Raw genomic sequence first — 20,626 nt, 5'->3', positions numbered from 1 at the left:
AAGTCTCTTCCGCGTGGCAGAGATTTTGAACGATCGTAAAGAAGAGATTTCAGACATCATCACTGCTGAATCGGGTCTTTGTAAGAAGGATTCACTATACGAAGTTGGTCGTGCCTATGATGTTTATACACTGGCTGGTCAGATGTGTATTCTGGACGATGGGGAGATTTTCTCTTGCGATATCACACCTCATGGTAAGTCACGTAAAATCTTCACAGAGCGTGAGCCTTTAAAAGCAATTTCTGCGATCACACCGTTTAACCACCCACTGAATATGATCTCGCACAAGATTGCGCCAGCAATCGCAACAAACAACTGTATCGTTTGTAAACCAACCGAAAAAACACCGCTTACGGCATTGATCTTGGCTGATATCATTTATGAAGCTGGTCTGCCAAAAGAAATGCTGACAATTATCACTGGCCTTCCAGAAGATCTTGGTAACGAGTTTATCAGGAATGAGAATATTGAGCTTGTGACTTTCACAGGTGGTGTTCCTGTGGGCAAGTATATTGCCGAGAATGCAGGATATCGCCGTACGGTTCTGGAACTTGGGGGTAATGCTCCGCTTATCGTGATGGAAGATGCCGACCTCGATAAAGCTGCGGAACTTGCTGTCTCTGGTGCTACCAAGAACTCTGGTCAGCGCTGCACTGCTGTTAAGCGTATTCTGGTTGTTGAAGAAATCGCGGATGAGTTTTCCAAACTGGTTCTCGAAAAAGCACAAAAAATCAAGTACGGCGATCCGATGGATCCGGAAACAGATCTCGGTTGTGTTATTGATGCTGAATCTGCGTCAATGTTTGAACGTCGTGTGAATGATGCCGTCGAAGTAGGAGCAAAGCTGCTTTATGGTAATAATCGTGATGGCGCGCTTTATCCGCCGACTGTGGTCGACCACGTACCATTCGATTGTGAATTGGTTCGTGAAGAGACTTTTGGGCCGGCCATTCCAATTATCCGCGTAAAGGATATTGACGACGCGATCCGTGTGGCGAATTCAACGGCTTTTGGCCTGTCATCCGGCGTGTGTACCGATAACTTTAAATATATTCAGCGCTTCATTAAAGAATTGCGTACAGGAACTGTGAACGTTTGGGAAGTTCCTGGATACCGTATTGAAATGTCACCGTTTGGTGGCATCAAAGATTCCGGTCTTGGGTATAAAGAGGGCGTTATTGAAGCCATGAAGAGCTATACAAACGTAAAGACCTACTCATTGCCTTGGCTCTGAGGAATGTAATGACACTCTGCTGAGTATCTGTGCCTCGTGGTGTTTCTGGTTGGTTTTAGCCACGCCCAGTTGGTTTGTTTTAAGTATTTAGTGATGCTTAAAATTGGGAATCTCGTATAGATTAGGTGATATGACTAAAGGGGAAGCAAAAGCTTCCCCTTCTTTTTTGCAGTCAGAATGAATGATGATGGTAACTGTTTGCCGGGTGATAAATACCTAATCTGTTTCAGCAAATTTAACTTATACGTTGCCATAATACTATAAATTGAGGTATTAGAGGAATTGGAAGGCGGCTTGACATTTTAGGTGTTTGTGTCAGGTTAGCTAAACTTGGGCTGTGGCATTTGCTACAGCCCTTTTTTCTTTAGCTCTGTTTACGAGTGTGCAGATGACAGGTCAAATATTGTTGGTTTTCTTTTACAAATAGTGCCTTTGAAAAAAGTAATCGAAAGTTAATATCCTTTTTTTAGAATTAGCAAATTGCTTTGCTTGGCGTAGGTTATTGTGATTCCGTTTACGGTACGATGGATATTTACGATCTTAATATTTTTTACCTCTTCAGTGGCATACTCTGAAGAGGTAAAGAGTAATTGTCCTCGGAAAATTGCCAGTATCAGCGAAAGTGTTATAGCAGATACCGGCGCGCGTATTCTCAAGGAAGTATATAAAGCTCTTGGCTGTGATATAATTGTTGAAGCTTTGCCGGGGCGAAGAGCTCTTGCCGCCTTCAATAATGCTTCTTTAGATGGCGAACTCTATCGATTACGTATCGCAGAGAGTAAATACAAGCGAACTTTCGTCCGATCGGATACTCCTATTTTTACGGTTAATCATTCATTGTGGAGACATCCCAACTAGGACCTGTCATTTCAATTACCTGTCGGGTATGTGCGGGGAGTTTTGTGGCAGGAAAATTACATGGATGGACGTCGTGGTAAGATATTTAACAGTGTTGAAGATGCTTTTCGTGCCTTTGATAATGGAGAGGTTGGTGCATTCTTGTCGTCTGATTTTTCCGTTGTTTCCCATTTGAATAAAAACGGCTTTCAGATTATGCCAAAAAAATTCCAGAAAATTAAAACGGCCTTTCTTTATCACTACTTAGGGGGCGAATTCGCCCCCTTTATGAAACGGTTTTCAAAATATATTTTATTGAATTCTTCGTTTTCTGAAATGGAAGTGCTATTGGGTGATGATTTTGTTAACTAACGCTGAGCTCTTCACTTAATCGTTATCAAGTTGGCGTGATTCCCTCCAGAATAGTTTTAAACTGATTAGTATCAATATTCCCTCCTGTGAGAATAACACCGACCTTTTTATGTGTTAATTTATCTCTTTCTTTCATCACCGCAGCGAGTGAGGCGGCGCCGGCTCCCTCTGCGTTGTTATGTGTATCGCTGAAATACATTCTGGTCGCTTTGGCGATTTCATCATCACTGACTTCTAAAATACGTTCTGCGCCTTTCGAATAGATACTATAGGCATCTGCGACTGGTGCACGAACGGCCATTCCGTCAGCGAAGGAGTTTGCAGCTTCTGTATTTATAATTTGACCGCTTTCAAAGGATTTTTTTGCCGCTGGAAACTGGTCAGAAACGACACCAATTATTTTTGTTTTCAAATTCAGAGCATTTCTGGCGGTTATGGTACCGCATATGCCTGAACCGCAGCCGATAGGGACGTAAATATAATCCAAATTCGGATGGGCTGTCATGAGTTCCAATCCATAGGTTGCCACGCCCAACATTATTTGTTCGTGAAAAGGAGGAACGACAAATAGGTCTCTTTCCTTTGCTAGCCGGGCAACTTCGACAAGGGCTTCGTTGAAGTCGGCCCCATATTCAATCAGCTCGGCACCAAAAGCACGCATGGCATTGTTTTTTTCTGATGAATTTCCGTGAGGAACAACAATAACAGATTTGATCCCGGCCATTGTCGCTGCAAAAGCTTGTGCCTGTCCGTGATTACCCCGTGTTGCGGTAATGATTCCTTTTATGTCAGGATGATTTGCACGCAACCAGCTCATGAAAGTTAACCCGCCACGTGCTTTGAAAGCGCCGATTGGCGTGTGATTTTCATGCTTGACGACAATATGACAACCAGCTTTTGCATTTATTTGTGGCCAGCTGTATTGCGGGGTCGCAGACATATGTTGGTAAATATATTGCGCAGCACTTTCAAGCTGTTGCTTTGTAAACATGGTCGTCTCTTTCTGAATGCTTTGTCAGCAGTGGGGTTATTTTGCTGATGATGAGAATTGACTATTCCTCGCTGTATTTTTTTAAGAGTAGCAGCTTGATTGTATGGTTCAATATTAATATTGTATGGCACACAATAAAGTAGATGGTATGTGGAAACCTGAATTAAATCCGAAAATCAAAACTAAATATTTGGCAATTGTTGAGGCTATCTCAACGGCGATCCAGCAAGGTGAACTATTGCCTGGAGAACGTTTGCCGACCCATCGTGATCTTGCTTGGGAGTTGAAGTTAAATGTCAGTACGGTTAGTCAGGCCTATAAGGAAGCGACAAGACGACATTTGATTGGTGGGGAAGTTGGGCGGGGAACCTATGTTCTTGCAACAAGCCGAGAAGCAGAGCTTTTTGCCCTTAAGGATTATGGGAAAAATTCATTCGGGAACAGGAATTTTGATTTATCTACCAACATTCCTGCCATACATCCGGATGATCAGGACGCGCAAAAGCTACTGTTTGAGGCAGTTGAGAGAGGTGCCGGAAGAGAGGCTTTTTCGTACCATTCATCTGATTTACTGATGCGGACCAGATTTGCGGCGAGCCAATGGTTATCTTGGCGCGGTTATGAAGTGAAGCCGAGCGATATTGTTCCTTGTGCCGGGGGGCAGCAGGCACTTTTGGCATCTCTGCTCGCTCTATGTGAACCTGGGGATAAAGTACTTGTTGAAAAATATACCTTTCCCGGGATGAAGGCTGTTGCCCGACAGTTAAGACTGAAGTTGGTTGGGATTGACTGTGATGAGGAGGGTATAGAGCCAGAGAGCTTGGAAAAGGCCTTAACTGCAAGTGGCGGAAAAATCCTTGTCCTTAACCCTAACTTGAACAATCCCACAGGCTTTACGACTTCAGAGCAAAGGCGCTCTGATATTGTTGGAATTATCAAGCGTCATAACATCGTTGTTATTGAGGATGATGTGTACGGGCCTTTAAGTGGCAATAAGCCTCTGTCTGTCCTTATGCCAGATCATGCTGTTTTGATTTCAAGCCTATCCAAGTCGGTGGCCCCGGGTCTACGATATGGGTTTGTCAGTGGGTGTCAGCGTCTGATTAAGTCAATTGATGCAGAAGTTCATGCTACAAACTGGGCTATGAGCCCCTTTATGATTGAATTAGCAAACATGTGGATATTAGAGGGACGTGCCTTTGCCAGGGCTGACTGGCAAAGACACGAAGTCGAGGCTCGGTGGAGCCTCGCGAAATCGCGATTTAAAAAAATGGGATCTGTGAATTGGGAGAAAACACCATGTCCCCATCTTTGGCTCGCGGTTTCAGGTAAGGTGAGTGACGTTGTTGACAGGCTTCATGACGCTGGTATTGATGTGGTTTCTGGGGATTTATTTTCGACCGTCCCTCAGCCGACTAATCATATCCGTATCTGTTTGACTGCCCCTGAAAGTCGATCACTCCTTAGCCATGCAATTGATAAGGTGGTTGAGTGCAATGTGTTGTCGGGCTCACTGTGCTCAATCTAGGTTTATTATTAGTGGTCGGTCGGTAAAGGATGGCGTTCAGCAGGTCTTATATTCCAAAAGCCAATGTCCTCTTTTATATGAGTTGGAAGGTTATGCATATTTTTAAGAGATGTAATTTTCTTCCTTTTATTTAATTTAAATAATTTTTTAAATAGGTTACGGACTGTCCATAAGCTATTCCTACTTTTGATTGATGTTGCGACATAATGCGAATTACATGGATTATTTACGATAGCCATTTTCTTTTCTCCTGATGATTTCTTTATCTCTTGTTTGCAATGTGCGTAATAGTGATTTGAATATCCAACTAAATTCTGATTACTATACATAAGGAGATTTTATGTATTATGCCTTCAAAATTACCGCCCCTTTCGTCTCTTCGTGTATTTGAAGCTGCGGCGCGTCATGGTAGCTTTACGCGTGCATCAAAAGAACTGGGGATGACCCAAGCCGCAGTTAGTTATCAAATGAAGATCCTTGAAGAGAGAGTGGGTACACCACTTTTTTTACGTAAGCCTCGGCAGGTGAGTCTGACTGAGACGGGTGAACGTATTGCGCCAGTTGTAACAGAGGCATTTGAACTGTTGCGTGCCGCATTTGTTATGGCTGAAGATGCAAGCCATAACCTTTTGTCTATAACAACCGTTACGACTTTCGCGACTAATTTTCTGGCTGAAAGATTAGGTAATTTTCAAATTTTACATGACGATCTCGCCGTTCGCCTGGATACCTCTATGTCCGTCGTAGATTTTTCGCGTGAAGATTTTGATTTGGGCATTCGATCTGGTGATGGGCAATGGCAAGGAGCCGAGACTCACTTACTGATACCAGCTAAGTTTTCTCCGATGTTAAGTCCTGATTTAGCTCAATCAGTTGGTGGTATTAAAAAGCCTTCAGATCTCTTGAAGTTGCCATTAGTTGATGCCTCTGATCCGTGGTGGAAACTCTGGTTTGATTCTATGGGGGTACAATCAGAAGGGCTTCGCGGTAATAAGCGAAGTCGAATGGGGATTCAGATGTTAGAAGCAAGGGCGGCGGAGGCAGGGCAAGGGGTCGCCATTTTAACGCCAGATTTTTACCGAGATTCTCTAAAAAGAGGCAGTTTAATTCAACCGTTTGATGATGTTTGTCATGATGAAGGGCGAGGGTATTGGCTTGTGTATCCTAAAGCTCGTAGAAATATGCCAAAGATCAAAAAATTTAGAGATTGGTTGCTGAATGAAGTTAAAGAGCACTGTAATTAATAAAAGGGCTGCTCATGAGATGTTTTTAGCAAAACTTATCGATTAAGAAAGACGGCGGCTTTTACTCATTAGCAAGCCACCAAAAATTAATCCACTTAGAAAAAGTATAACTTCGGCGACAACAATGGATGGACCTGATGGTGTATCCCATTCCAAAGAACCGAAGAGACCAATGATAATTGAAAGGCTACCTATCAAGGATGCAATAACGGCCATTTGTTCTGGTGTTTTGGCAAACCTTCTTGCAGCAGCTGCGGGAATAATGAGCAAAGAAGTGATGAGAAGAACGCCAACCACCTTCATTGCAATGGCTATAACGATAGCGACTGTTATCATAAAAAGGGTCTGAATAAGCATGACATTTATGCCTTCTGCCCGTGCGAGCTCTTCATGGAGGGTGAGGGCAAGGAGGTCTTTCCAGATATAGGCAAGGAGAGACAGGGCAACAGCACCTCCACCATAAATCCAGTAAATATCTTCATAATTTACAGCAAGAACATCCCCGAAAAGATAGGAAAGCAAATCAACCCTATAGCCTTGTAATAGTCCAAGGACAACAAGGCTGATCGCAAGGCTTGAATGGGCCATGATCCCCAGTAATGTATCGCTTGCGATTCTTTTTTGATGTTGGAATAGCGTAACTGTTAAAGCGATCATGATGGCAGTTCCAATAATGCCAACAGTTAGATTAAAACCCAGCAGTAATCCAAGAGCGACACCGAGTAGTGCAGAGTGCGCAAGCGTATCACCGAAATAGGCCATTCTACGCCAGACGACAAAGCAGCCCAAGGGGCCGGAAATTAAGGCAACACCAATTCCAGCAACAAGTGCGCGCAGAAAGAAATCTTCAAATATCATGCTTGGTCCGACGTCGTATGGGGGTGGTCATGGCTAGAATCATGAGAGTGATCATGAAGGTGGTGGTAGACGGCAAGTCCGGGTTTTGTTTGTCCACCAAATAGCGCGAGATATTCTGGGCTGTCGCTGACTTGTGTCGGAGCACCAGAGCAACAGACGTGGCCGTTAATGCAAACAACTCGATCTGTTTCGGCCATGACGATGTGCAGGTCATGAGAGACCATCAATATGCCAAAGCCTGATTGTTCTTTAAGGCGGGAAATCAGTTTGTAGAGTTCAGTCTGGCCTTGAAAATCGACCCCTTGAACTGGCTCATCCAAAACCAGAAGATCGGGTTTTCTGAGAATAGCGCGGGCGAGAAGAACACGTTGGAATTCACCACCTGACAAGCTTTGCACGGCTTGCTTTAGAGTGTGATGAGCACCAACATCTTTGAGGGCTGTTTCTCGTTCTGAAAGTGGACGCTTGTCCGGTATGGATAAAAAGCGTTCGACAGTCATGGGCATAATTGGGTCGATATTTAGCTTTTGGGGGACGTAGCCAATGACGAGGCCGTGTTTACGCCAAATTTCACCCTTTGTTGGTTTTATAGCCTGTAGTAGTGCGCGAAGGAGTGTTGATTTTCCAGCACCGTTTGGCCCGATCAGAGTAACAATTTCATTCTTGTGAACTGTTAAGCTGACGTCGTGAATAGCTGTTTTCCCACCAAAATTAATTGTCAGGTTCTCGGCTTGGATGAGAGGCTCTCCACTTGGCTCGGGTGCGTTATGGTCATGTCCGCAACCACAACTCGGGTCACTGAAATTAGGGGTTTTATCGCTAAGGATATCTTCCATGGTATGTGTCGCTAACTCTTAGCCAAGGGCTCTTTGTCTTACTGTGTTGAATGACAATCCGGGCAAGTTCCCCGAACTTCCAGCATTCGCTGATCGGTTTTAAAGCCAAGACTATCTGTCTTCTTTAAAATTGCTTGATCAATTGTTGAATCGTGAACTTCAGCTGCGCACCCACAGTTATTGCAAATAAGGAAAACACCAGAATGTTCTTCTGATGGATGAGAACAGCCGACATAGGCGTTTAAAGATTCAATTCTATGTATAAGGCCTTGTTCCAAAAGAAAATCTAAAGCTCTATAAACTGTCGGTGGGGCTGTTTTCCCGCTTTCCTGAGAAAGTTTGGAAAGTACATCGTAAGCACCAACGGGGTGGTGGCTTTCCCACACCAATTCCAACACGCGTTTACGAGCATCAGTCAAGCGGGCACCGCGAGCCGAGCATAGCGCTTCCGCGTCGTTTAAAGCTGTCTTTACGCAGTGTTTATGATCGTGAGATCCGCCACTAAAAGAGAGAGAAACAGTATCAAAGTTTTTCATGCCCTATAGATATCCTGTCTTGACATTGCTGTAAATGTTATAACATATCATTATTTAAATTTACTCCATTATCTTACTTTTCATCACCGATTTAGGTGTAATTATAAGGTTCACTATGATGTTCTCTAGAAAATCAGGGTTACGAAATCCTCTCCGTGTTTCTTTACTGGCCAGTTCTATCATTTCTGGACTTAGTATGAATGCTGCTGCGGGCGAGGCACCTAAAGTTGCTGTATCGATCCTGCCAGTTCATTCCCTTGTGCAGTCAATAATGGAAGGGGTTGGTGAGCCTGAACTTATTATGGATAAGAGTGCTTCTCCACATGGCTATAGTATGCGTCCTTCCCAAGTTCGTATGTTGAATGATGCTGACATGGTTGTTTGGGTTGGAGAAGGTCTCGAAACATTTCTGAAGAAGCCTCTTTCCCAGCAAGAAGGGAAAAAAACAGTCCTGGAGTTGATGGACATTAAAGGTATCACTCTTCTTGAAAATCGTAGCTCTGGACAGTGGGAACATGACCATCACCATGGCGATGATGAGCATGATGAGCATGATGAGCATGATGAGCATGATGAGCATGAAGCGGAACATGATCATGATAAAGAGCACGATCACGATCATGCAAAAGATCATGATGACCATGCCCATGATAAAGAGCATGCCAATGAACATCACGACGAAGAAGACCATGGCGAGCATGCCCATGAAGAAGATCACGATCATGATCACGGACAATTTAATCCGCACATTTGGCTTTCTATCAACAATGCTAAGGCAATTGTAGAGAGAGTTGGTGATGAGCTCGCCAAAATTGATCCTGATCATGCGGCCATCTATCAAGCCAATGTAAAAAAGGTTACCGCTGATCTCGGGGTGTTAAAACAGGATTTGGATGTTCAGCTATCTGTTGTACAGGACAAGCCTTATCTGGTTTTCCATGATGCCTATCAGTATTTTGAAAAAGAATTTTCCCTTTCTGCGGTTGGGTCAGTAACCATTGATGCTGAAAGAAAGCCAGGTGCCAAGCGGATTACAGAGTTACGTGAGGTTATTCGGGAAAGAAAGGCAGCTTGTATATTTAAGGAGCCACAGTTCAAACCAGCTGTGGTTGATGTCTTAGCGGAAAATCTTGATACGAATATCGGTGAGTTAGATCCTTTGGGATCAAACCTTGCGAAGGGTCCTCAAGCCTATAAAGCCCTAATGACGAGCCTGGGTGACAATTTGGTGTCTTGTTTGGCTAAGAAATAAGTGTGTTTTATTTGTTAGCTGATGGCTTCGTCAAGTAATCTGTATGGGATGGGAACTCTTCACAGACAGATTATTGATCGAAAAAGGAAACCGCAATCGATTGGTGGGTATGGTAAGGCAGGAGGCCTGAGGAAAACAACTTGAGCATGGCTCAGGGAGGAAGTTTTACTCAGGTAATTTGCGCCCACTTTCGATTGCGGTTTCAAGTTTAACTTTTATTGCTTCTAGATCATCTGGGCTATAGGGCTGTGGTTCTGTTACACCCCAGACCGGACCTGGCCAGGCTGCGTCATTTTCAAAGCGTGCAATGACATGGATGTGAAGCTGTGGAACCATATTTCCCAGTGCAGCGACATTGATTTTAAAGGCTGTACATTCTTCTGTGAGTATTTCTGATATATACCTGATTTCTTCCATTACGGCCGAAAAGAGACCTTTTGGCAGGTCATGCAAATCACGAAGGTCGTTGTAACGCGGTACCAGAATCAACCAGGGATATTGGCTGTCGTTCATAAGCAGAACCCGACAATGCGAGAGTTCTGTTATGGTTACCGTATCTGCTTCAAGACGTTCGTGAAGTGCAAATTCCATGATGATTTAGTCCTTATCCTAGTAAGGACAATCCACATCACCCATCTCAACATAAACTGATTTTAGTTGGGTGAAGTGATTGATTGCCGCGGTGCCGTTTTCACGACCAATACCAGATTGTTTGTATCCACCAAAAGGCATTTCGATTGGCGTAATGTTATAATTGTTGATCCAGCAAGTTCCGGCTTCGAGGTTTTCTATCACGCGATGGGCACGATTGATGTCCTGTGTAAAGACACCCGCAGCCAGACCAAACTGTGTATCATTGGCGGCTTCTACGACTTCATCTTCACTATCGAAGGTAATAACAGACATAACAGCGCCAAAGATTTCTTCGCGTGCAATGCGCATGTCGGCTTTTACATCTGTGAAGATTGCTGGCTCAATAAAACAGCCTTTTTCGAAGCCTTCAACGGTGACTTGGTTTCCGCCATAAGCAAGGGTTGCCCCTTCGTTTTTACCAATTTCGATATAGTTCAGAACCTTTTCCATGTGATCCTTGTGGATGAGTGATCCGACATGTGTTTCCAGATCCATAGGGTCGCCAATAATCATCTTGGAAGTACGCTCAATGAGCTTTTCCAAGAAGGTGTCTTTGATATCTTTGTGAACATATACACGGGTTCCGTTGGAACAGATTTCACCTTGGGTATAAAAGTTTGCAAGCATGGCAGCTGATACAGCGTTATCCAGATTTGCATCATCAAAAACAATGAGAGGTGATTTGCCGCCGAGTTCGAGTGTCACATGTTTGAGCGTTTTTGACGCTGATTCCATTACCCGTTTTCCGGTAGGGACTGAACCGGTCAGTGAGATCTTTTCGATACCCTCGTGTTCAGCGAGCATTTGACCAACTGGCCCCAAACCGGACACTACGTTGAAAACACCATCGGGTAGGCCAGCTTCTGTATAAATTTCTGCGAGTTTTAGTGCGGTAAGCGGGGTGACTTCTGATGCTTTAAAGATCACTGCATTTCCGCATGCGAGGGCAGGGGCAGATTTCCAGCAAGCAATCTGAATTGGATAGTTCCATGCCCCGATGGCAGCACAGACACCGAGCGGCTCTTTGCGCGTATAGGCAAAGTTACCGTTTGCGAGTTGAATATGTTCGCCATTGATAGAGGCCGCGAGCCCTGCGAAATACTCTATGCACTCAGCACCTGATTCTACGTCAACGCAGTTTGCTTCCTGCATCGGTTTACCTGTGTCCATGACTTCAAGAATGGCAAGCTCGTCATTTCGTTCGCGGAGCAAGGCAACGGCTTTTAAAAGAATACGACTTCTTTCTGTGCCACTCATCTTGGACCAGATCTTGAAACCTGCCTGGGCGGCTTTGACGGCTTTATCAACATCTGCTGTTGATGCAATCTGCACATCACAAATAACGTCACCAGTCGCCGGATTAGTAGTTTCAAATGTTTCCCCGGATGTGGCGTTTGTGTACTTACCGTTGATGTAAAGCTGTTGAGTAGGAAGCTTTGCCATTATTTTGATCCCTAAAGTTCTAATATCTTGTTCAAATATATCTGAATTGTTTAAATCTAATGTCTTAAGTTATTTCTGATGAGCCAATATCTGGCTGCTGATGTAACTTTCCATAATCGCTATGGCTTCTTTTGGCGTGACCCCGCCTTTTGTCAGGGCACAGCGTATCCAGAGGCCTTCGACCATGGCTGCCAAGCCTGTGGCTGTACTGGCGACCATCTGTTCGGGAAGCAAAGGTTTCAACGCGTGTTGAAAATTGCTCTGCATGCGGCGTTCATTGATTTTGTGCAGGCGTCCCAATTTTTCGGATGTTGGAACCAAAGCCCAGAATGCCAACCAGACATCAACCACGCCTGGTTTGAACTGTTCATCTGAAAAGTTTGAATTCACGACGGCAAGCAGGCGTTCTATCGGTGTGTTGGCGTGTTCCAGTTGTTTTTTTGTTTCTTCGCCAAGCTTGCGCATTAGGTATTGGAGTGTCGCTGTTAACAGCCCTGATTTATCATCAAAGTAATGGGCGACAATTCCCGACGACAGGCCTGCACGTTTGCTTATTTTCGAAATGCTGGCATTGGTAAACCCTTCCTCGTGGATCATTGCAATTGTTGCTTCGATCAACTGGGTTTTCCGAATCTCTTCCATTCCTACTTTTGGCAAGACCTTGTTTCCTTTTTATTTAATGTTTCAGCTCTTCTAGGAGACTTAAGAAACAAAAAAATCGATATGCTTATTTCCTGTCTTGTGACGCATTATTTGGAACTTAGCCTATGATTTAACTTACAAAATCACAGTACTGGTTCATGGTTTGATGACTGCGCTGTATTTATCAATAATTTATTTTGATTGAACGTTCAATCAAAATAAATTATTGATAGTGGAGTTACGACGATAGTTTCGATCGTACGAGGGAGTTAATCAGGCAAAGATCCTGCTAGAATAATAATGAACTTGCGGGTATCTTGCTAAAATCAAATTAGAGCCACGAGGTCCTCTTGTGGCGTAAAAATGGAGACAAGTGAATGAACCTCAAACACTTGATTTCGGCTAGTACACTGGCCATCGCTGCAGCTGGTTTTACAACTGGGGCGCATGCTGCTGACCCAGCTAGCTGTCAATCTGTTACTTTTTCCGATGTTGGATGGACTGATATCACAGCAACAACTGCTGTAGCATCTGTTGTTCTGGAAGGCCTTGGCTATGAGCCAGAAACTCAAATCCTTTCTGTTCCTGTAACTTATGCAGGTCTAAAGAACGGTGACGTTGATGTTTTCCTTGGTAACTGGATGCCAACGATGGAAGCTGATATCGCACCTTATCGTGATGAAGGTTCTGTTGAGACCGTTCGTGTTAATCTCGAAGGGGCTAAATATACCCTTGCCGTTCCGACTTACCTTGCTGACAAAGGCCTGAAAGATTTTGCGGATATCGCAAAATTCAAAGACGATCTTGACGGCAAAATTTACGGTATCGAGCCAGGTAACGATGGTAACCGTCTTATCCAGGATATGATCGACAAAGATACCTTTGGCCTCAAAGATTTTGAAGTTGTTGAATCATCCGAAGCTGGCATGTTGTCTCAGGTTGCGCGCTCTACGCGTCGTGATAAAGGCGTTGTCTTCCTCGGTTGGGCTCCTCACCCAATGAACGCAAACTTCGAGCTGACTTACCTAACAGGTGGTGATGACATTTTTGGCCCTAACTTTGGTGGTGCGAATGTGCATACAAACGTTAGAAAAGGCTATGCGAGTGAATGCCCGAACATGGGTAAGCTTCTTGGTAATCTGGGCTTCACACTTGCCATGGAAAATGAAATCATGGGTGCTATCCTGGATGATGGTAAAGAAGGTCCGGTTGCTGCAACTGAATGGTTAAAAGCAAACCCAGATGCATTGGATGCATGGCTTGCAGGTGTAACCACATTTGATGGTGGTGACGGTCTTGCTGCAGTAAAAGGTCATCTCGGCCTTTAAGTCTTAACGCATGAGAAATTTTTACAGAGGGCTGGCATTCTGTCGGCCCTCTTGTATGTTAGATAAAAATAAAACCAGTGATGGAAATACAGGTTATTATTAAAGCCTATTTATCTTGGAATCTGGTGGTAACGAAAAAAACAGATAAAAAAGAACACATAAACAATCGTTTTATGGGTTCGCTTTGGAGCAGAGGGATTAACAATGTCCGGCATCGAGCAATGGTTGGTTGATCATAAAATTCCCGTCGGGAAATGGGGGGAAAGTTTTTTCGACTTTCTTATCGATAACTTTGCGGGCTTTTTTGACGCAATAACTGATGGCGGCACTTTCCTGATTGATGGAACCGTGGATTTACTTCTTTTCTTACCATCGATTGTTGTGATCATTATGATCACTGGACTTGCACAGTATTTACAGCGCACATGGAAACTTTCCATGTTTGTGTTCCTGTCTTTGCTGTTTATCGTAAATCTTGGCTATTGGACTGAAACGGTTGAGTCTCTGGTTCTTGTCGTTTATGCGACGATTGTCTGCATAATCACAGGCGTTCCGCTAGGTATTGCTGCGGCTCACCGTCCATGGCTCTTTTCGCTTTTAAGGCCTGTTCTTGATCTTCTCCAAACAATTCCGACGTTTGTTTATCTTATTCCTGCAATGACGCTCTTTGGTCTTGGAGTGGTACCTGCACTTGTTGCAACGGTGGTTTTTGCCGTTGCTGCACCAGTACGTTTAACACATTTGGGTATATCATCTGTTCCAAAGCCTTTAGTAGAGGCCGCAGAAGCATTTGGAGCAACAAAGAAACAGCTACTTTGGAAGGTTGAAATTCCATATGCTTTACCAACTATTAGAGCCGGTGTAACGCAGTGTATTATGCTCTCGCTTTCAATGGTGGTGATTGGGGCTTTAGTTGGCGCAAATGGACTCGGTAAGCCGGTTGTACGTGCTCTGAATTCACGTCAATTTGATATGGGCATTGAAGCTGGCCTCGCAATTGTAATTGTTGCGATTTTGTTGGACCGTCTGTGTAAGCAGCGTAATGCCCCGGTTGATGGCGCTTAAGGTAGGGATGGAGCAATAAAATGACAGCTGTAGAATTTAAAAACGTCGATATTGTCTTTGGCGATAATCAAAAAGAAGCCATCCCAATGGTTGATGCGGGGAAAACACGAGAGGAAATTCTTGAGGAAACCGGATGTGTTCTCGGGGTCGCTGATGGTTCCATCAAAATTGAAGAAGGCGAAATTTGTGTTCTGATGGGGCTTTCCGGTTCTGGTAAATCAACACTGTTACGCGCAGTGAATGGTCTGAATAAAGTCACGCGCGGTGAAGTTCTTGTGCGTGATGGCGATGACCTTGTTGATGTCGCTTCGTGCGATGCCAAAACACTGCGTCATATGCGCATGGAACGGGTTTCCATGGTTTTCCAGCAATTTGCGCTTCTACCTTGGCGCACTGTATCGGAAAACGTTGGCCTCGGACTAGAGCTTAAGGGCGTGCCAAAAGCCGAACGTGAAGCCATCGTCGAAGAAAAGCTCAAGATGGTTAGTCTTGATCAGTGGAAAGATAAATACGCGCATGAATTGTCTGGGGGTATGCAGCAGCGCGTGGGACTTGCGCGAGCATTTGCGACGGATGCAGATATTCTATTGATGGATGAGCCTTTCTCGGCTTTGGATCCTTTGATTAGGGATCACTTACAGGATGAGCTACTTGAATTACAGAGAAACCTGAAAAAGACGATTGTCTTTGTGAGCCATGATCTTGATGAAGCATTAAAAATCGGTACGCATATCGCGATTATGGAAGGTGGTCGTATTGTTCAATATGGCGAACCGGAAGAGATCGTCTTGAATCCTGCGAATGAATATGTTGCTGAATTCGTGGCTCATATGAACCCGCTGAATGTTCTGCGTTGCGCGTCGCTGATGACGCCTGTAAGCGAACTTCGTAAAGATGGTGCCCGTGTTATTCTTGATAAGTACGACGCTTTTAAGCTGGCTATGGATGGTAAGGGAGCTGTGCAGAAAGTAACTTTTGAAGATAAAGAAGAGCTGCCTGTCTTTAGTTTTGGACCTGAGCATTCGCTAGATGATATTCCCGATTGTAATATTGTGGCCGCTTCGCCTGACATAACGATGAAGCGCGCAATTGAACTTCGCCAATCAACAGGCAATCCTGTATTACTTGCAGAAGATGGTGTGCTTGTCGGCGTTGTTGGCGATGAAGAGATCTATCAAGGTATTCTTCGTCAGAGCTCAATTGCCGATGCAGCAGAATAAAGGGTTTTGATCTAATGACGATTAAGGCGATCCTGTTCGACAAGGATGGTACCCTTCTTGATTACGAACAAAGCTGGACGCCCCTTAACCAAAAAGCGGCTTTAATGGCTGCCAAAGGGGATGCAGGGCTTGCTGCACAGCTGTTGGCTGCTACGGGATTTGATGCTGAACTGGGGCGTGTTTTATCAGGATCTATGCTGGCAGCCTGTAGCAATGGTGAAATCGTTGCGAAGTGGTGCGAGTTCCTACCTGATGCGAATTATGACGTTCTTATTGATACGGTTGAGAAAATTTTTCAGGACGAAGGAGAATCTGCTGCGGTTGCTGTGACTGATCTATCTGCTTTGTTTATCCGCTTGAAAGAGCGAGGGCTTAAACTTGGTGTTGCAACAAGCGATAGTGAACAAGGGGCGAGGCGTTCTTTGTCACGGTTTGATTGTATCGATAAGCTCGACTTTATTGCTGGTTATGATTCTGGGCATGGGCTGAAACCAACCGCGGGTATGGTTCAGGGCTTTTGTAAGGCAATGGACGTGGCCCCAGAAAATGTTGTTGTTGTTGGCGATAACTTGCATGATATGGAAATGGGAATGAATGCCGGGGCTGGTTTGAAAGTCGGTGTTCTGACAGGCACAACTGGACGTGAAGAGCTTTCAACCCTGGCGGATCATGTTCTTTTGTCGATTGAAGATCTTGAGAGCGTATTAAGTTAATTTCTCTGTAAATCTTTCTGAATGGTAGTTACTGAGCTGATGAAGCAAAAGGGGCCTCAAATGAAGCCCCTTTTCGTATGTTTAAACGGTTATCAGGTTGTGGTTTATGCTTGGTCCGTTTATTCCTGACCGGGCATTTTTCCATCGTCTGCAGCTTTACGTTTTGGGTCACGCCCGCGACGCCGGCGACCTCCACCAGTTTGCTCTTTTGGTTTTGCCCCAAGTGGTCCGGCTTCGTTCATTTCACGTGCTCCGTTGGAAATTTCACCAAGTCGCGCGACGATTTCGTCAAGACTTGGCTTCGGACCGCGTGTATGGTTATCAAGGGCGTCACGCATGTGTCTGACATGATTGGGGGATGTTCCACAGCACCCGCCGATGATTTTAATACCTGAATCGACGGCAATTCTTGCGTAGTCAGCCATTAATTCTGGTGTGCCTGTGTAACGGATAGCACCATCGACGTATTCAGGAATGCCACAGTTACTTTTTGACACCAAAACATCGCCTTCTTTCGCGCACATAGCCATGTTTTGAAGTGCGGTGACCATTTCAGATGCCCCGACACCACAGTTAGCACCATAAGCGACAGGTACTGTTGAAAGCTCTTTGACGCGTCCGGCAAAGTCGCCGGGGGTCAGGCCCATCATCGTGCGGCCATTGGTGTCAAAGCTTAACGTTGTCACAATAGGTAAGCCAGTTTCACTACATGCCGTGACCGCCGCTTCCAGCTCTTCCGGTGCTGAGATTGTTTCCAGCCAAAGAACATCTGCACCAGCTTCGGCAAGGGCGATAGCTTGTTCACGAAATGCAGCAATACCTTCTTCGCGGGTCAATGACCCCACGGGTTCAAAGATATCACCTGTGGGGCCCATAGACCCGGCGACAACCACAGGACGGCCCGCTTCGTCGGCAACGCGCTTAGTGATCTTTACGGCGGCAGTGTTTATTTCTGCAACGCGGTCTTCTGCTTTGTGAAGTTTCATACGGTTTCGCGTGCCGCCAAAGGTATTGGTGAGAATAATGTCTGACCCAGCATCAACAAAAGATTTCTGAAGATTGTAAATTTTTTCTGGCTCGTCGATGTTCCAAAGTTCGGGGGCATCGCCGGTTTCCAAGCCTACTTCGAAAAGGTTGGTGCCTGTTGCGCCATCGGCAAGTAGCCAGTCGCGTGTTTTTAAAAGATCTAGAAATTTATTGGCCATAGTTACTCGCCGCACAAGATTGAGATTTATATCTACGGAAGAAACTATGCTTTTTTTGTACGTGACGCAAGCTATATCAGGATTTCTTTATATGGATTTTGTGCTTACTTAGTGGTGATTTCAGAACAAGATAGATCGTTCATGAATCATTTGAGGCATAAAAGTGACATTTTTATTTCGCTATGGGTGGTTTTTTCAACAAAAAAAGTATAGATATATGCTGCTCGCGAAAAATTTCCCCGCAGCTTTGATTTCTATTTTCGGTATTTTGTGAACCGAAGGGGCGAATACGGGCACCGTACAAGGCTTGGAAAATAATTAAATGTCGAGTTTAAAAGATCGAAAGATTGGCGCTGGCCGATCTGCTACTGTGTATCTGGATCATCTTCCTGATGGTCGGGCGACAGCACGTAAGATATTTGTCGGCTCCACTTTGGCCGGCCTCGTTCACAATGTGATCTTTGGCGCGAACAATCCCTATATTTGGCATCAGGGATCAATCCTTGAAGCTGCCTGTCGGCGTCGTGTTCTTTCTGCCCTGATGAAACTCTGGCTACCCGGTAAACTTCGTATAGCAGAGATTATTTCTGTGTCATGGAACGAAGAGTTCCGAGCCAATGAAATTACCATGGAATTTATTGATGGGCGGGCGCCATCATTGCACCATCCGTATTCTTCGCAAAAAGAGACTGAAATTCAGGATCTGGTTGAGAACGTAATGAAACCTCTACAGGGATTACTTCTTGACGCTGGGTTTGATGGACTTGCCTGGCAGGCAGGTTATGGCAATCCGGTTGCGACCAGTAATTTTCTGTTGGAAACGACTGAAACGGGGGAAACACGTTGGGTCTGGGTTGATCTGGAATCCGGTGTGCCAGCCCTGTTCCCTGCAAATCCTAAGCTCCTCTTTACGTATTACTTACAGCGCACTGTTGTGAATGGTCGTCCGCTTTATGATGATGTGGATGTTGCAAAACTTCGTGATTACATTGTTGTAAATAAAAACGCACTTCTTGAGGTGATGAACGAACAGGAATACGAGGCCCTTTGTGTTGATGTATCCGGTCTTATTCATAAACCTGATGATTGGCGCTTTATGTCACGCTTACAACGTAGCATCCAGTCAAGGTTTGCCCGTGGGAAAATCTCTGAAGAAGAGACTCATTATTACAAAAAGCATCCGTTACGTTGGTACGGACGACAAGCTAAAGAGGGCTTGAAAAAGGTTGCTGGTAAAATCAGTTCGTTCTTTAAAGAGAGCAAATTGATCAAACAGCTTGGTAACTTGTTGCCAAAAGTTAAAGCATTTATATTCCTGCCGTCCTACAGAACGCAATTGAGTAGATTACTGGTTGGCCGCAGTATCGAAGATTGGCAAAAACGCCGCCAACTTACTGAGCGTGAAGCCGATGTTTTGAAGCATGAAATGGAAAACAGCGAGAGCAGCCTTTATATCACAGACTTTGGTGTATTGATGGCGCTGAAACCATTTGTGAAAGTCACAACCCTGGCGATTGTCTTCGGGTTAGGGGCTTTTGATGTTATCGGACTTCTGGGCGGGATTATTGGTTATTTTAGTGGCGGTGTCATTGTGCGGACGATCTATACGACGTGTCGTATTATTGCGTCGACCGCCCGAGGAACAAGCCGACCTTGGTTTGCATTGCTTTTGGGGTTCATCCCGGTTCTTGGGAATGCTGCTTATCCCTTGCAATTGCTGTATGAGGGAACGCGTGGTGGGAATGGCGTCGCGAAGTTCATTATCTATGACATTATGGCTAGACTTGGCCGTGCCGTTCCGATTTGGGGTGGTCCGGACACGTTGGTGGAACACAAGGCCAACAGTATCGGTGATTTGTTGATCCGCAACCGTAATGCTTTGCCAGAAGCTGCTGAATAAAAATATAAGAGATACATTCTGCAGGATTTAAAATGGCCATCACAATTTTGTGGTGGCCATTTTCGTATCTCTTTTGTTTAAGCGATGGTACTATAACGTTCATGATCAACTTATACGGTAGTTGTGTATAACGGGTGATCGATAGGTTCTTGGGGCATCGCTACAGGAGCAACAATGTACAGAGTGCTTAACTTTGGTTGGGTATTTGCATTTCTAGGACGCTCGTTGAGGGCTGGGCAGCGCGTTTCTCTCTACAATGCTGCGCAGGGCAAAACGAGACCTTACTGCCCGGATTGTTGGAATGCGGGTCAGCTTTTCCTGCAGAAATTTTTCAAAGGCCATAAGATCGGTCGCGACGACTTTAAGCAAAAAATCTTGGCTGCCTGTCATCAGGTAACACTCTACAACTTCTTCAAACTTATCTATTTCCTCTTCAAATTTTTTCAAGTTCTCCGAAGCCTGTTTTTCCAATTCTACCGAAACAAAGATGTTGATCATATACCCCAGTTTGGTTTGGTCGACCCGGGCGGCATAACCCGTGATAACGCCTTCATCCTCAAGCATTTTTACGCGTCTAGCACAGGGGGTTGGCGACAAACCTACACGCTCAGCCAGGTCGATAGAACGAATTCGCCCTTCGGTTTGAAGGATTCGCAAAATCTTTATATCAATCGCATCAAGTTCCATAAATCACTACTCAAGATGTATTTATTAGAGAAAAATAGCTCAATTAGTCTGTTATCATAATGACTTTAGGAATAATCACCAGCGATAATATGTCATAATTAC

General features: G+C 44.7%; 19 protein-coding genes. 10 read left to right on the top strand and 9 right to left on the bottom strand.

Annotated features, from left to right (window positions below; genetic code table 11):
- Together phnY and Q0241_RS05920 are read left to right on the top strand one after the other, a co-directional pair.
- Nucleotides 1-1,234 (top strand): phosphonoacetaldehyde dehydrogenase (phnY, locus tag Q0241_RS05925; RefSeq protein WP_299374586.1); only part of this gene is annotated, 1,234 nt, incomplete at its 5' end.
- Between the two features lie 918 nt (nt 1,235-2,152).
- Nucleotides 2,153-2,443, top strand: a complete 291-nt coding sequence (locus Q0241_RS05920) for a hypothetical protein (protein WP_299374583.1) — start codon at nt 2,153-2,155, stop codon at nt 2,441-2,443.
- 25 nt (nt 2,444-2,468) lie between these two features.
- Here the strand turns inward: Q0241_RS05920 and Q0241_RS05915 are convergent, their stop codons facing one another.
- Complete coding sequence (locus Q0241_RS05915) at nt 2,469-3,434, bottom strand: threonine dehydratase (protein ID WP_299374581.1); 966 nt, start codon at nt 3,432-3,434, stop codon at nt 2,469-2,471.
- A gap of 148 nt (nt 3,435-3,582) precedes the next feature.
- Between Q0241_RS05915 and Q0241_RS05910 the strand changes: the two genes are divergently transcribed.
- Together Q0241_RS05910 and Q0241_RS05905 are read left to right on the top strand one after the other, a co-directional pair.
- A complete protein-coding gene (locus tag Q0241_RS05910) occupies nt 3,583-4,962 on the top strand; it encodes a PLP-dependent aminotransferase family protein (protein ID WP_299374578.1) in 1,380 nt (459 codons plus the stop codon).
- A 347-nt stretch (nt 4,963-5,309) separates the two neighbouring features.
- Nucleotides 5,310-6,206: a LysR substrate-binding domain-containing protein gene (locus Q0241_RS05905; RefSeq protein WP_299374575.1), complete on the top strand. Its 897-nt coding sequence runs from the start codon at nt 5,310-5,312 to the stop codon at nt 6,204-6,206.
- A 42-nt stretch (nt 6,207-6,248) separates the two neighbouring features.
- Here Q0241_RS05905 and Q0241_RS05900 read toward each other — a convergent pair whose 3' ends face one another.
- The 3 genes from Q0241_RS05900 to Q0241_RS05890 are packed head-to-tail and all read right to left on the bottom strand — an operon-like array spanning nt 6,249 to nt 8,436.
- Nucleotides 6,249-7,064, bottom strand: a complete 816-nt coding sequence (locus tag Q0241_RS05900) for an iron chelate uptake ABC transporter family permease subunit (RefSeq protein ID WP_299374572.1) — start codon at nt 7,062-7,064, stop codon at nt 6,249-6,251.
- Nucleotides 7,061-7,900 carry a metal ABC transporter ATP-binding protein gene (locus tag Q0241_RS05895; protein WP_299374569.1) on the bottom strand — a complete coding sequence of 280 codons (840 nt, stop codon included), beginning with the start codon at nt 7,898-7,900 and terminating at the stop codon, nt 7,061-7,063. Before Q0241_RS05895 ends, Q0241_RS05900 begins: the two co-directional genes overlap by 4 nt.
- A gap of 38 nt (nt 7,901-7,938) precedes the next feature.
- Complete coding sequence (locus tag Q0241_RS05890; protein WP_299374566.1) at nt 7,939-8,436, bottom strand: Fur family transcriptional regulator; 498 nt, start codon at nt 8,434-8,436, stop codon at nt 7,939-7,941.
- Nucleotides 8,437-8,632: 196 nt separating this feature from the next.
- Between Q0241_RS05890 and Q0241_RS05885 the strand changes: the two genes are divergently transcribed.
- On the top strand, nt 8,633-9,688 hold the full coding sequence (locus Q0241_RS05885; protein ID WP_299374562.1) for a zinc ABC transporter substrate-binding protein: 1,056 nt from the start codon (nt 8,633-8,635) through the stop codon (nt 9,686-9,688).
- Between the two features lie 165 nt (nt 9,689-9,853).
- Here Q0241_RS05885 and Q0241_RS05880 read toward each other — a convergent pair whose 3' ends face one another.
- From Q0241_RS05880 to betI, 3 genes are all read right to left on the bottom strand, one after another.
- Entirely contained in the window at nt 9,854-10,279 is a 426-nt protein-coding gene (locus Q0241_RS05880; protein WP_299374559.1) for an HIT family protein, read from the bottom strand.
- 18 nt (nt 10,280-10,297) lie between these two features.
- Nucleotides 10,298-11,764: a betaine-aldehyde dehydrogenase gene (gene betB, locus Q0241_RS05875; protein ID WP_299374556.1), complete on the bottom strand. Its 1,467-nt coding sequence runs from the start codon at nt 11,762-11,764 to the stop codon at nt 10,298-10,300.
- 69 nt (nt 11,765-11,833) lie between these two features.
- On the bottom strand, nt 11,834-12,421 hold the full coding sequence (betI, locus tag Q0241_RS05870) for a transcriptional regulator BetI (protein ID WP_299374553.1): 588 nt from the start codon (nt 12,419-12,421) through the stop codon (nt 11,834-11,836).
- Nucleotides 12,422-12,783: 362 nt separating this feature from the next.
- Between betI and Q0241_RS05865 the strand changes: the two genes are divergently transcribed.
- From Q0241_RS05865 to Q0241_RS05850, 4 genes are all read left to right on the top strand, one after another.
- Nucleotides 12,784-13,734 carry a choline ABC transporter substrate-binding protein gene (locus Q0241_RS05865; RefSeq protein ID WP_299374550.1) on the top strand — a complete coding sequence of 317 codons (951 nt, stop codon included), beginning with the start codon at nt 12,784-12,786 and terminating at the stop codon, nt 13,732-13,734.
- Between the two features lie 204 nt (nt 13,735-13,938).
- Nucleotides 13,939-14,799, top strand: a complete 861-nt coding sequence (gene choW / locus Q0241_RS05860) for a choline ABC transporter permease subunit (protein WP_299374547.1) — start codon at nt 13,939-13,941, stop codon at nt 14,797-14,799.
- Nucleotides 14,800-14,819: 20 nt separating this feature from the next.
- Nucleotides 14,820-16,019, top strand: a complete 1,200-nt coding sequence (gene choV / locus Q0241_RS05855; RefSeq protein ID WP_299374544.1) for a choline ABC transporter ATP-binding protein — start codon at nt 14,820-14,822, stop codon at nt 16,017-16,019.
- A 14-nt stretch (nt 16,020-16,033) separates the two neighbouring features.
- Complete coding sequence (locus Q0241_RS05850; protein ID WP_299374541.1) at nt 16,034-16,732, top strand: HAD family hydrolase; 699 nt, start codon at nt 16,034-16,036, stop codon at nt 16,730-16,732.
- Between the two features lie 119 nt (nt 16,733-16,851).
- Here the strand turns inward: Q0241_RS05850 and bmt are convergent, their stop codons facing one another.
- Nucleotides 16,852-17,937 (bottom strand): betaine--homocysteine S-methyltransferase, encoded by a 1,086-nt coding sequence (gene bmt, locus Q0241_RS05845; RefSeq protein WP_299374538.1) that lies wholly within the window; start codon nt 17,935-17,937, stop codon nt 16,852-16,854.
- Nucleotides 17,938-18,259: 322 nt separating this feature from the next.
- Between bmt and Q0241_RS05840 the strand changes: the two genes are divergently transcribed.
- Nucleotides 18,260-19,837 carry a hypothetical protein gene (locus tag Q0241_RS05840; protein ID WP_299374535.1) on the top strand — a complete coding sequence of 526 codons (1,578 nt, stop codon included), beginning with the start codon at nt 18,260-18,262 and terminating at the stop codon, nt 19,835-19,837.
- Between the two features lie 213 nt (nt 19,838-20,050).
- Here Q0241_RS05840 and Q0241_RS05835 read toward each other — a convergent pair whose 3' ends face one another.
- A complete protein-coding gene (locus Q0241_RS05835) occupies nt 20,051-20,524 on the bottom strand; it encodes an Lrp/AsnC family transcriptional regulator (protein WP_299374532.1) in 474 nt (157 codons plus the stop codon).
- Nucleotides 20,525-20,626: the final 102 nt, after the last annotated feature.

Source organism: uncultured Kiloniella sp. (genome assembly GCF_937128705.1).
In the GTDB taxonomy this organism is placed as follows: Bacteria; Pseudomonadota; Alphaproteobacteria; order Kiloniellales; family Kiloniellaceae; genus Kiloniella.
Note: the sequence above shows the minus strand (reverse complement) of the source record. Positions and strands in the feature narration are given on the sequence as shown.